Genomic DNA, 11,476 nt, shown 5'->3' with positions numbered 1-11,476 from the left:
CGTCAAAAAACTTCTATTGAGAGATAAAGTTGCGTTGTGAGTGCCATGAAGGGGTCCCGCCAGGATCCTTCAAAGGGCACGACCTCGAGCGATTCCATCGTCGGACACAGCTCCGCCGTTCGGCGCGAACGCCGCGGGTCGGACTAGCGATGTCAGAGATGGAGGGGTCGCGAGGTCAGCGCGTACTCGGCGCTCCGTCACACGCGGGAGGCTGGAGGTTGGGCTGATCTAAACCGGCATCGTTGGAGTAGGTGGCTTGTTTCAATACCGCGTTGAGTCCGTAAGACATGATACCCTCCCCGTCCTGCCGTGATTGCTCACGGCAAGGTCCTGCGTGTCCTGAAGACAACTGCGACTGAAGTCGCCGATGTCCCGCCCGTCTGCACTGTTCGTCCGCTCGGCTACGCCATCACGTGTGTCGCGGTAGTTTCATGACATCTCTCGTTTGCGTCTGGCGCGAGCGGGATCGAAGATCCCACTTGGAGACATTCAGACAAAGAGCTACCGTTCCCATATTGCTATGGGTTTTGAACCGACAATCGCTTGTTGAAGCGTCGCCTACGTGCACACCGCCGCCGATTTGCACGCTCGCCCCGTTTCTAAAACCGCGCTGGTCTTGAGATCGTGGGCGCTGCGGACGACTTAAGGAATACACTATGCGGAAAGACTCGCAACGAAATTGATTCACACTTGAGGCGACTAAAAACTTGACCAGCGTTAACGGCGCGCGGGAGTTGTGCACAGGCTTGCGAGCAAGAGTTTGAATCCGTGCACAGATTCGAAGGCGCCGCGCGTCATGTGACAAATCTCCGCCACCGCCAAAAATTTTTTACAAAAGCGTCACGCGCACGCCTTGCGGGCAATTTTTCCAAATGCTTGTCGGCGCTATGTCGATAAGTGATTATTGAGACACCGCTTTTTGAGTCTCGTTTCGCAGGGTAACTCCATCGCGAGCCGGTTCCGGGAAAACTACGGTGTGCAGAACTCTCGCGCGCGGATTCAACTTAAGCCCGCCCCGCAGGGGTTTTTCGCAGCGCAGTGAAAGTTTCCGCTGTTGCAAAAACATCCGCCAGTGAAATTACGGGCGCAGCGCAGCGAAGACGACACGAGTCTTCCAACGGAAGAGTGGTCGCCCAACGACCGCAAGCGTGAATTGTGACAGGCAACAAAAAGCCCGGCGCGAGCCGGGCTGATTGACGAGCGCGATGTCGATCCGATCAGTCGATCGGATGACTCGACGAGCTTACTTCGCGAGCTTGGCGATCTGCGCGGTGAGCCGGGAGACTTTGCGGCTCGCGTTGTTCTTGTGAACGATGTTGCGCTGCGCGGCCTGCATCAGCGCGGGCTCGGCGCTCGCCATCGCCTTCAGCGCGGCGGCGCGGTCGCCGGTGGCGATGGCTTCTTCGACGGTACGCACGGCACCGCGCATCTGGGTGCGGCGCGACTTGTTGACGGCAGTGCGGCGGGCGATCTTGCGCGTCGCTTTCTTGGCGGAAGTGGTATTGGCCATGGTCTCAATATCCTTTGCGGTACCGGTCGCGTCTTGGTCGGGTAGCGCCGGCTGCTTGACCGCTTAATCGACGCTCGGATTTAGGGTGTTCGGTTGCTGGGCTGTTCCCGGAACATGAGCGACGGCCTTGCGGTCGTCTCTGAGGCTCCAAGCCTTTAAAGCTCATGGAGCCTGCAACTGCTCAAAGAACAGCGGCGGCAGGATTGCGCCCACCGCCAGTTGGCGCCCTTATAGAGGGGGTCTGCGGCACCGTCAACGCTTTCCGGGGCTGGAAAACAGGCCCTGAGAGCTCCAGCGCGCGCCGTAACGCCCTGAAGAGGTTGAATTTCTGCCGTCGCCCGGCTATTGGCTGGCGGCATTGCAGAGGTCGTCCGATCGGACGACCATATAGGTGAGGCATGATCCGCGGCTTTTTCCGACTGATTGGGCTGTTGCTGCTGGCCGGCGGGTTCATCTTCATGGTCTATGACGGCGCCCGCTGGGTGGCCGACCAGACCCTGCGGTTCACCCGGTTCGGCCAGTTCTGGAACGACATCAACCAGGCCAGCCAGACGGCGTTCCGCACCTGGGTCGAGGCCAAGGCGCCCTGGCTCTGGACCTCGGTGATCCGCCTCGTGCTGGATCAGCCGGTGTTCGCCGTGCTCGGCATTTTGGGCATCCTGCTGATGATCCTGTTCCGCCCGCGGAAGCCGCTGATCGGTTATTCCCGGGATTGATCTTTCAATTCCCGCCGAGACTGAACCTCGCGTTGACGGCAGCCGTAACAGGGCTGCCCCCTCCTGCGTAGATACCTATATTCCCACCTTGATCGCGAGCGCGCCGCCTGAGCCCTTGGCTTGTTGCATTGGCTCAAGCGACGGACAGCTCGTCTCGGAGAGCCAATCATGCTGTTCATGCGCAAGACCACCGCATTGCCGAGCGCCACGGAAGCGCTGCCGGGCCGTGCGCAAGCCATTCCCACCGCGACCACCCATTTCGTCAACGGCGCGAAGTTGCAGCCGCCTTATCCCGCGGGCCTCGAGCAGGCCGTGTTTGGGCTCGGCTGCTTCTGGGGCGCCGAGCGCAAATTCTGGCAGCTAGGCGACGGTGTCTACGCGACCGCTGTCGGCTATGCAGGCGGCCACACGCCGAACCCGACCTATGAGGAGACCTGTTCGGGACGCACCGGCCACACCGAAGTGGTGCTGGTCGTGTTCGATCCGAAGAAGATCTCTTACGAGAAACTCCTGAAGACGTTCTGGGAGAGCCACAACCCGACGCAGGGCATGCGCCAGGGCAACGATGTCGGCACGCAGTACCGAAGCGCGATCGACACTTATTCAGATGCGCAGAAGAAAGCGGCCGATGAATCGAAGGCGCTCTATCAGAAGGCGCTTGCTGCAAAAGGTCTCGGCGCCATCACGACCGAGATCGCGCCCGCCGGCGCGTTCTATTTCGCCGAGGACTACCATCAGCAATATCTGGCGAAGAACCCCGCCGGCTATTGCGGCCTCGGCGGCACCGGCGTGTCCTGCCCGATCGGCGTGGGCGTGAGTGCGTAAGTTCGCCACGAACAACTCGTCATGCCCGGGACAAGCCCGGCATGACGGAGTGTGCGGTGTCATCGCATCCGCATTGCCGCGCTGCCCCCCTCAACGCTTTGTTAACCATAACCGGTGCATGACTGGACCGTCTCGTTTCGAGGGATTAGGTCCGGTGCCGGTTGCACGCGCGTTTCGATGGTCGATCTTGACAGCCTCCTTGGCAGCGTCCGCCGCGCTTGCCCTCGGCGGCTGCATGCAGACCGCCGGTCCCGTCGCGGTCATGCAGCCCCGTGCCGATCTCGACTCCATGGCCTATGGTCAGCCCTATGGCGCACCACAGCCGGTCGTCGTCGCCGACGGTGGCGGCGCCATCGGCGCGCTGCGCAATTCCTTTGCCTCGTCGCCTGCACCCATGCCGGTCGGCTACGCCGCGCCGATGGCGGCGCCGGTGCGCTACGACTCCTCCTATCATCTCGATGCCGGCGACAGGCTGCGCGTCGTGGTCTACGGCCAGGAAGGCCTCACCAACAGCTATGCCATCGATGCCGGCGGTTCGATCACCATGCCGCTGATCGGTGGAGTGCCGGCCCGCGGCCGCACCCCGGCGGGTCTCGCCGGTGAAATCGCCGCGCGCCTCCGCAACGGTTACATCCGCGAGCCCTCGGTCGCGGTCGAGATCGAAGCCTACCGCCCGTTCTTCATCCTCGGCGAAGTCACCGCACCCGGCCAGTATCCTTACGTGCCGAACATGACGGTCGAAAGCGCGGTCGCGATCGCCGGCGGCTTCTCGCCCCGCGCCAAGCGCGACGTGGTCACCGTGACGCACACCGAAGCCGGCGGCGCGATGCGCGCCATCGTCCCGCTCGGCACTCCCTTGAGCCCCGGCGACACCGTGTTCGTCGGTGAGCGCTGGTTCTAGCTCACCGCCTGAAATCCAGCCGTCCGTTCGGAAAGCATCCGTCGATGCGCGTGCCATCGACCACGAGCCCGACCCATGGCCGCGTGATCGCAGGCGTGGTCAGGTTGATGTACTTTCCGACTAGGCGCGCGCCCTCGCGCGCAGCATCGATCAGGCCGTGCCGGCGGCCATGGTCCCAGTCGAAACGCAGATAGATCCGGCTTCCCGCGACGCGGACTTCGGCGCGCCCCTCTTTCCATCTGTCCGGCGTATCGCCTGCAATGGTCGGATCGGCGCCACCATTCCATCTGCTAGCCCAGATGCCTTCGAGCGGATCGGAGAGGGCGGCAATGGATGTCCATGCCGCCGCGTTGATGTCGGCCGCATCGCCGGCCAGCGTCGCGGTCGCCGCGTAGTCCATGACTTCAGAATCGTCCGGGCCCGGGACGTCCATGGTTCCGAACGGATTGCGGATGACGAGGTGCGTGATGGCTTGCTGCATGGCGATCTCCCGGCGCGAGTTGGTTTGATCGGCCAGCTCTATCGCCGGGTGCCGTGATGCAGCCACCCGATTCCTGCTCTGAGGCCAGACGCACACACTCGCTCTGTCATTCCGGGGCGCGACGAAGTCGCGAGCTATAATGCGCAATTGCGCATCTGAGAATCCATAACCCCAGTTCGTGGTTATGGATTCCGGGCCTGCGCCTTGCGGCGCATCCCGGAATGACAGCGGAGAGAGCCGCGCGCGCTATTTCAAATGCTTCGCGAAAAATTCCATCGAGCGCGGCCAGGCGACATCCGAGCTCGCCTTGTCGTAGCTCGGCCGCTCGTCGCAATGGAAGCCGTGCTGGGCGCCTGGATAGATGAAGACCGCCACATCCGGCCGCTTCGCCTTGACGGTCTCGACGTCGGTCAGGGGAATGCCGGCATCCTTCTCGCCGAAATGCAGTTGCGTCGGCGCCTTCGGTTTCTCGTCGGCAAAGCGCACCACGGCGCCGCCGTAATAGCCGATCGCGGCCTTCAGGCCCGACAGCCGCGTCGCCGCGACAAAGGCAACGCTGCCGCCCAGGCAAAAGCCGATGATGCCGACCGGCCCGACGCTCTTCACCGCGTCGATCGCGGCCTGCGTGTCGCGCAGCATCGCGTCCCAGTCGGGACTGGCGACGAACTTGCGCGCCTCGGCGATCTCGTCGGGCGTGTAGCCCGACTGGAAGTTCGGCGAGGTCCGGTCGAAGATCGACGGCGCGATCGCGACATAGCCTTCCCTGGCGATACGGTCGCAGACCGAGCGGATGTGGTGATTGACCCCAAAGATCTCCTGGATCACCACCACCGCGCCCTTCGGGGCGCCTGAGGGATTGGCGCGATAGGCGCCGAGCTGGAAATTGTCGGAAGCCGTCAGCTTGATGTCTTGTCCCACGCGGGTTGTCCTTCTTGGTTACTACGAACTCTAATCTCTCCCCTCATCCTGAGGAGCGCGTCAGCGCGTCTCGAAGGATGGAGGCCGAGAAGCAGCAGCGTGGCCTTCATCCTTCGAGACGCTTGCTCCGCAAGCTCCTCAGGATGAGGGGAGGCGGCTGTGCGTCGCTCTCACTCCCACATCCAGTTCTCGCCGTAGTCTTCCTTCCATCCCGCCAGCCGTCCGTGACGGAACTGCAGGAACAGGCGATGGCGGTAGGGGATCAGTCCGCTGCCGCCGAGGTTGCGAAGCGCGAGATAGATCTCGTTGCCGGGCCGCCCGCGCACATATTGCAGAGGCTGCCCCAGTGCCCGCGCGGTCTGCTCGGCATCCATGCCGAAGGCGAGCGGCGTGTTGTTCGACAAGGTCGCAACGAAGGGCCGGCGCGGCGGCGTGCCGCCGAACGGTTCTGCCTGCGCAGACATCGATAGCAGCACCGCGCTCGCAGCCAGTATCGCTTGCTTCATTGCCAGTGTCCTTCCGACCGTCCTATCCCGGCAAGTTCTTCAGGAAAGGCGTCACCGCGTCAATAAAAGCCTTGGGCTGATCGATGTTGACGGCGTGACCAGCGGCGGGGATCACGACCTTTTGTGCGCCGGGGATCTTTGTGGCCATGTAGTCGGACGCCGCAAGGAACGGCGCGTCGTCGGCGCCGACCACGACGAGGCTGGGCACCTTGATGTCGGGGAGCAGCTCGATCACGCGGGCATCGCGCTGGGTCAGCATGCCGCGTGCGGCGAGCGCCAATCCCCTGGCGTTGCGATGGCTCGCGGTGGCGCGCTCGCGTGTCGCCGACTTCAGCATGTCGAGACCTTCATGGTCGAGCTTGTCGGCGGTCGCTAGCGCCCGTGCATTCCAGGCCTCGCGCGCGTCGTCCTTCTTGAAGCCGGGGCCGGTGTCGATGATCAGCAGGGCACGGGCGCGTTGCGGGTAAGCGCGATAGAACGCGAGCGACATGTAGCCGCCGAGCGAGAGCCCGCCGATGATGGCGCGCTCGGCGCCGACTGCATCGAGGATCGCGGCCATGTCGCCGACGGTGCGCGCTTCGCTATAGGCATGGGGATCGTCGGGATAGTCGGACTGGCCGTGGCCGCGCATGTCCCACAGGACGAGCTTGTGGTCCCTCGCGAGCGCGTCGACCTGGCCATGCCACATCGCCGAGGTCGAGGAATAGCCGTGAGTGAGCAGCAGCGGCGGACCCGCGCCGTGAACCTCGTAGTAGATCCCGACGCCGTCCCGATCGATTTTTGGCATTGCTTCCGCCCTTGTCGTTCTATCTAGCCACGATGACGGTGCACCCTCGCCCCTTGTGGGAGAGGGTGGCTCGCCGCGTAAGCGGCGAGACGGGTGAGGGGTATCTCTCCGCACCGAAACTGCCCATCGAGTTCGCGGACAGATACCCCTCATCCGGCGCTTCGCGCCACCTTCTCCCACAAGGGGAGAAGGTGCATCCGCGTCGGCGGTTACATTCTAGCCGGTCAAGTTACCTGGAAGAAACTGCCTGAACGCGATGGCACGCATGCCTGATGCATTCTCTGTTGCGTCCAGTCGCTGCATCGGGTGCCGTTGTCGCAACGCACAACACTGAGCTGCCGCGATAGTTTCGATCGATTCCAAATTGCATTTGCCTCTGGCTGCGAACCCGATCATTCTTACGATCAAGGTGGGCGCCAGCCCGGTGGGCGTCCACTGTTCAAGTTGCCGCCGTAAGCGGCTTCATGCACCGGCAGGGGAAGACGCCTATGCCAACTCTCACCATCAACGGGCGGAGTCTGTCCGTGGATGCGGCGAACGACACGCCGCTCCTCTGGGCGATCCGCGAGCAATTGCAGATGACCGGCACCAAGTTCGGCTGCGGTGCCGGGCTGTGCGGTGCCTGTACCGTGCACGTCAACGGCGAAGCCGTGCGCTCGTGCCAGACTATGGTCGGCGATGTCGCCGGCAAGAAGATCACCACCATCGAAGGCCTTTCCGCCAAGGGTGATCATCCGCTGCAGAAGGCGTGGATCGCCGAGCAGGTGCCGCAATGCGGCTACTGCCAGTCCGGGCAGATCATGCAGGCGGCCTCGCTGCTGGCCAAGAATGCCAATCCGACCAAGGAGGAGGTCGTGGCGCATATGGACGGCAATCTCTGCCGTTGCATGACCTATTCGCGGATCCAGAAGGCGATCATGCGCGCCGCTACCGAGATGCGCACCGCATCCGTCTCCGGCAACGAACGGAGGCCCACATGAATAAGCACGTGAACACCATCACGCCCGAGACATCAGATCTCAGCCGCCGCTCCTTCCTGGTCGGCACGGCCGCGACCGGCCTCGTGCTCGGCTACGCCGGCGTGCCCGGCATCGGTGGGGCGCTCGCTGCGCCTTCGAACTTCGAGCCGAGCGTCTGGTATGCGATCGCGCCCGATGGCCTGGTCACCGTGACCTGCGGCAAGGCCGACATGGGCCAGCACATCGCCTCCACCATGGCGCAGATCGTCTGCGAGGAATTGGGCGCGAAGTGGAGCGACATGCGCGTCGCGCTTGCCTCCAACGATCCGAAGTTCAACGACCCCGTGCTCGGGGCACAGATCACCGGCGGCAGCTGGTCGACCATGATGAACTTCGACGCGATGAGCCGTGCCGGCGCAGCCGGACGGACGGCATTGACCGAAGGCGCGGCCGCCGCGATGGGCGTGCCGGCGTCAGAGCTCGTGGTGCGCGATTCCGTGATCTCGCATCCGAAGTCGAAGAAGCAGGTGTCATTCGCCGATGTCGTGAAGAGCGGCAAGGCGACCAAGACCTTCACGCCGGACGAGCTGAAGGCGATCAAGCTGAAGACGCCGGACCAGTACACCATGATCGGCGTGTCGGTGCCGCAGCTCGACATTCCCTCCAAGACCAACGGCACGGCCAAGTACGGCATCGACGTGATGCTGCCGGGCATGGCCTATGGCGCGGTGGTGACGCCGCCGGTGCGCTTCGGCGCCACGGTGAAGTCGGTCGACGACTCGGCTGCCAAGAAAGTGCCGGGCTTCATCAAGGCCGTCACCCTCGACGACAAGACCGGCACGACAACCGGCTGGGTCGTCGCGGTCGCCAGCACCTACGCCAACGCCAAGAAGGCCGCTGCGGCGCTGAAGATCGCCTATGACGGCGGTCCGAACGCGAAGGTCTCGAGCGAGTCGCTGCTCGACGAGGCCAAGCGGCTTCAGAAGTTAGAGGATTCCGGCCAGTTCTTCGTCAAGGACGGCGATCCCAACGCGGCGTTCGGCTCGGCCGCAAAGGTGCTGGAGGCGGAGTACACCACCAGCATCAACATCCACGCGCCGATGGAGCCGATGAACGCCACGGCGGAGTTCAAGGGCGACATCCTGCACATCTATTCCGGCAATCAGTTCGCGACGCGCTCCGGCGCGATTGCGGCAGGCGCCGCCGGGATCGATCCGAAGTTCGTGGTGATGCACCAGATGTGGCTCGGCGGCGGTTTTGGCCGCAGGCTCGATGCCGACATGATGGTGCCGGCGGTGCAGGCGGCGAAGGCCATCGGCAAGCCGGTGAAGGTGATCTATACGCGCGAGAACGACATGACGATGGATTTCTCGCGTCCGCTCACCTACCAGAAGGTCAAGGCCGGCGTGGACGGCGATGGCAAGCTCGTCGCGCTCAGCCACGACGTCGTCTCGGCCTGGCCGACCGCGCGCTGGGGCATCCCTGACTTCCTGACGCCCTCGGTCGACAAGAAGGGCCCGCTCGATTCCTTCACGGTGAACGGGGCCGACTTCTTCTACACCGTGCCCAACCATTATGTGCGCGCGATCAAGAACGAGCTCGCGCACAATGCGACGCCGTCCGGGCAGCTTCGCTCGGTGGCGCCCGGCTGGACGTTCTGGGCGGTCGAAAGCATGATCGACGAGATCGCGGCTGCGACCGGCAAGGACCCGGCGCAATTCCGCATCGCGCTGCTCGACGGCAAGGGCAAGAACGACGGCGGCGCGCAGCGGCTGCGCAACACGTTGCTCGCCGCGATGGGGCTGTCCGGCTACGGTACCAAGCAATTGCCGAAAGGCGAGGGCATGGGCGTGGCCTGCGTCTCCTCGCAGGAGCGCGCGACCGCGAGCTGGACGGCGTGCGTCGCCCATGTCGCGGTGGCGCCGTCGGGCGAGGTGACCGTGAAGAAGCTCACGGTCGCAACCGACGTCGGCACGCAGGTGCATCCCGACAACATCCGTGCCCAGGTCGAGGGCGCGGCGCTGTGGGGTCTGTCGCTGGCGATGTACGAGAAGGCGACGCTCAAGGACGGTGGCATCGAGCAGACCAATTTCGACAGCTACACGCCCTTGCGCATGAGCCAGATGCCCGAGGTCGCCGTCGCCGTGATCGCCAACGGCGAAAAGGCCACCGGCGTCGGCGAGCCCGCGGTGACGGTCATCGCTCCGGCAATCGGCAACGCCATCTTCAACGCCTCAGGCGCCCGCATCCGGGCCCTGCCGATCACGGCCGAGGCCGTCAAGGGGGCGATGAAGGCGTAAGGCGAGGCGTAATTGCCAAGTAAGCTGATCCGCCGGAGGGCAACTTCCGGCGGATTTGTTTTGGTAGGCGTCTCCACAATCTCGCTGTCATGCCGCGCGAAAGCGGGGCATCCAGTACGCCGCGGCCTCTCAGCTCCGGCCGCGCCGCCTCGGCGTACTGGGTCGCCCGGTCAAGCCGGGCGACGACAGCGGAGAGTGGGCGAGAGCGCCCCAAATTCCCCTTTCCCATCAAGGCCCGTTCTACTGTGCATGGGGTTGTTTTCGCCGTTTTCGACTGGAACCGCGCCGGGACCCAAAATCCCTAAAATTGCGCGCAATTCCGCAGGGTTCCGTTGAGCACGCCTCTTAAGGGCCGGAGAACCTGATCCGGCTTAGGCTGACGTCAAATCCAGTCCCGTGCTCTGGGGAAGCCATGAACGCGCCAGCCAAATCCGCCGCAAAACGCCGGCTCTTGCTCGCTTCCGACCGGAGCGACGAGAGCACCGAGCTTGCCAGCATCCTGAAGGCCGTGGGCGACGTTTCGACGGTGACGACGCAGGACATTCCCGAGCAGCCGTCGCGCGATCTGTCCGGTCTCGTGGTCGACATCAATCTGCGCTCGCCCGAGAGCGTGCAGCGGGTGCGCAACAAGCTGCGCGGCGATGCCTATCGCACGATGCCGCGGCTGTTCGTGCTCGCCGATGCCCTGCATCACGGCACCATGCAGGCCTGGGCACTGGGCGCCACCGACACGATCTCGCGGCCGCTTCAGCCCGATGCAATTCTTCAGCGCATCCGCGCCGCGTTCCCCGACACCGCCACCTATGACGCGACCGATCGCGGCAAGACGCTCAACCGCGGCGTCGAGGCGGCGCATGCGGTGCTGGCGAAGATGTTCGAGAAGCTGCCGCTCGGCGTGCCCCTGACCTTCGACGACGTCATCGCCGCCGAGAGCAAGATCCTGAAGGCGATCAAGCATTCATCGCTGCGCGAATGGCTCACCACCGTCGGCTGCCATCATGTCGGCAGCTATCGCCACTGCCTGTTCGTCACCGGCTTCGCCGTCGCCTTCGCGCAGCATCTCGGCATGCGCGAGGACGACCAGCGTCGCCTGACCCGCGCCGCGCTGTTGCACGACGTCGGCAAGGCCTTCGTTCCCTCCGTGCTGCTCGACAAGCCGGGCAAGCTCACCGACGAGGAGATGGCCGAGGTCCGCCAGCATCCGCGCCGCGGCTATGACGCGCTCGCGGAGCAAGGCGGCTTCCCGCCGGAGATGCTCGACGTCGTGCTGCATCACCACGAATTCCTCGACGGCTCTGGCTATCCGAACGGCCTGTCGTCGAACCAGATCAGCGACATCGTGCGGGTCACGACGATCGTCGATATCTACGCGGCGCTGGTGGAGAAGCGCGCCTACCGCATGCCCTTCACCCACTCGCGCGCCTTCACGATGATGGAAGGCATGGGCGGCAAGCTGGATCAGCAACTGCTGCAGGCGTTCCGGCCGGTGGCGCTGGGATCGTTTTGATTCCGGTCTCGTAGGGTGGGTTAGCGCAGCGTAACCCACCACTTCTGTCTCCGCGGATACCAAAGA

The 11,476-nt window shown here is 64.1% G+C and carries 11 protein-coding genes; 6 read left to right on the top strand and 5 right to left on the bottom strand.

What is annotated here, in order from left to right:
• Nucleotides 1-1,243: 1,243 nt before the first annotated feature.
• Nucleotides 1,244-1,510 carry a 30S ribosomal protein S20 gene (gene rpsT / locus AB7Z56_RS42455; protein WP_028151115.1) on the bottom strand — a complete coding sequence of 89 codons (267 nt, stop codon included), beginning with the start codon at nt 1,508-1,510 and terminating at the stop codon, nt 1,244-1,246.
• 398 nt (nt 1,511-1,908) lie between these two features.
• On the opposite strand from rpsT, the gene AB7Z56_RS42450 reads away from it, so the two are divergent.
• The 3 genes from AB7Z56_RS42450 (at nt 1,909) to AB7Z56_RS42440 (ending at nt 3,952) form a co-directional block, all read left to right on the top strand.
• Nucleotides 1,909-2,226 (top strand): hypothetical protein, encoded by a 318-nt coding sequence (locus tag AB7Z56_RS42450; RefSeq protein WP_007616084.1) that lies wholly within the window; start codon nt 1,909-1,911, stop codon nt 2,224-2,226.
• A 168-nt stretch (nt 2,227-2,394) separates the two neighbouring features.
• The gene (gene msrA, locus AB7Z56_RS42445) at nt 2,395-3,051 is read left to right on the top strand and encodes a peptide-methionine (S)-S-oxide reductase MsrA (RefSeq protein ID WP_283017881.1); all 657 of its coding nucleotides are present in this window, start codon (nt 2,395-2,397) and stop codon (nt 3,049-3,051) included.
• 154 nt (nt 3,052-3,205) lie between these two features.
• Nucleotides 3,206-3,952 (top strand): polysaccharide biosynthesis/export family protein, encoded by a 747-nt coding sequence (locus tag AB7Z56_RS42440; RefSeq protein ID WP_028151117.1) that lies wholly within the window; start codon nt 3,206-3,208, stop codon nt 3,950-3,952.
• Between the two features lies 1 nt (nt 3,953).
• On the opposite strand, the gene AB7Z56_RS42435 is transcribed toward AB7Z56_RS42440, so the two are convergent.
• From AB7Z56_RS42435 to AB7Z56_RS42420, 4 genes are all read right to left on the bottom strand, one after another.
• Nucleotides 3,954-4,433: a hypothetical protein gene (locus AB7Z56_RS42435; protein WP_063980096.1), complete on the bottom strand. Its 480-nt coding sequence runs from the start codon at nt 4,431-4,433 to the stop codon at nt 3,954-3,956.
• Between the two features lie 246 nt (nt 4,434-4,679).
• The gene (locus AB7Z56_RS42430; protein ID WP_063980095.1) at nt 4,680-5,351 is read right to left on the bottom strand and encodes a dienelactone hydrolase family protein; all 672 of its coding nucleotides are present in this window, start codon (nt 5,349-5,351) and stop codon (nt 4,680-4,682) included.
• A 170-nt stretch (nt 5,352-5,521) separates the two neighbouring features.
• Entirely contained in the window at nt 5,522-5,857 is a 336-nt protein-coding gene (locus AB7Z56_RS42425; protein WP_028151120.1) for a hypothetical protein, read from the bottom strand.
• Between the two features lie 22 nt (nt 5,858-5,879).
• On the bottom strand, nt 5,880-6,644 hold the full coding sequence (locus AB7Z56_RS42420; RefSeq protein WP_063980094.1) for an alpha/beta fold hydrolase: 765 nt from the start codon (nt 6,642-6,644) through the stop codon (nt 5,880-5,882).
• Nucleotides 6,645-7,132: 488 nt separating this feature from the next.
• On the opposite strand from AB7Z56_RS42420, the gene AB7Z56_RS42415 reads away from it, so the two are divergent.
• From AB7Z56_RS42415 to AB7Z56_RS42405, 3 genes are all read left to right on the top strand, one after another.
• Nucleotides 7,133-7,624 (top strand): (2Fe-2S)-binding protein, encoded by a 492-nt coding sequence (locus AB7Z56_RS42415; RefSeq protein WP_014491023.1) that lies wholly within the window; start codon nt 7,133-7,135, stop codon nt 7,622-7,624.
• A complete protein-coding gene (locus AB7Z56_RS42410; RefSeq protein WP_063980093.1) occupies nt 7,621-9,903 on the top strand; it encodes a xanthine dehydrogenase family protein molybdopterin-binding subunit in 2,283 nt (760 codons plus the stop codon). Before AB7Z56_RS42415 ends, AB7Z56_RS42410 begins: the two co-directional genes overlap by 4 nt.
• Nucleotides 9,904-10,315: 412 nt before the next feature.
• The gene (locus AB7Z56_RS42405) at nt 10,316-11,410 is read left to right on the top strand and encodes an HD-GYP domain-containing protein (RefSeq protein ID WP_063980092.1); all 1,095 of its coding nucleotides are present in this window, start codon (nt 10,316-10,318) and stop codon (nt 11,408-11,410) included.
• Nucleotides 11,411-11,476: the final 66 nt, after the last annotated feature.

The sequence above is a fragment of the Bradyrhizobium sp. 482_C4_N1_8 genome, assembly GCF_052075965.1.
GTDB lineage: Bacteria > Pseudomonadota > Alphaproteobacteria > Rhizobiales > Xanthobacteraceae > Bradyrhizobium > Bradyrhizobium barranii.
The sequence above is the reverse complement of the archived record's forward strand: the minus strand, read 5'-3'. Positions and strand labels throughout refer to the sequence as shown.

Coding starts and splice junctions, on each gene's coding strand:
- AB7Z56_RS42415 (WP_014491023.1), top strand. CDS start 7,133: ATGCCAACTCTCACCATCAACGGGCGGAGTCTGTCCGTGGATGCGGCG.
- AB7Z56_RS42420 (WP_063980094.1), bottom strand. CDS start 6,644: ATGCCAAAAATCGATCGGGACGGCGTCGGGATCTACTACGAGGTTCAC.
- AB7Z56_RS42435 (WP_063980096.1), bottom strand. CDS start 4,433: ATGCAGCAAGCCATCACGCACCTCGTCATCCGCAATCCGTTCGGAACC.
- rpsT (WP_028151115.1), bottom strand. CDS start 1,510: ATGGCCAATACCACTTCCGCCAAGAAAGCGACGCGCAAGATCGCCCGC.
- AB7Z56_RS42425 (WP_028151120.1), bottom strand. CDS start 5,857: ATGAAGCAAGCGATACTGGCTGCGAGCGCGGTGCTGCTATCGATGTCT.
- AB7Z56_RS42450 (WP_007616084.1), top strand. CDS start 1,909: ATGATCCGCGGCTTTTTCCGACTGATTGGGCTGTTGCTGCTGGCCGGC.
- AB7Z56_RS42410 (WP_063980093.1), top strand. CDS start 7,621: ATGAATAAGCACGTGAACACCATCACGCCCGAGACATCAGATCTCAGC.
- msrA (WP_283017881.1), top strand. CDS start 2,395: ATGCTGTTCATGCGCAAGACCACCGCATTGCCGAGCGCCACGGAAGCG.
- AB7Z56_RS42405 (WP_063980092.1), top strand. CDS start 10,316: ATGAACGCGCCAGCCAAATCCGCCGCAAAACGCCGGCTCTTGCTCGCT.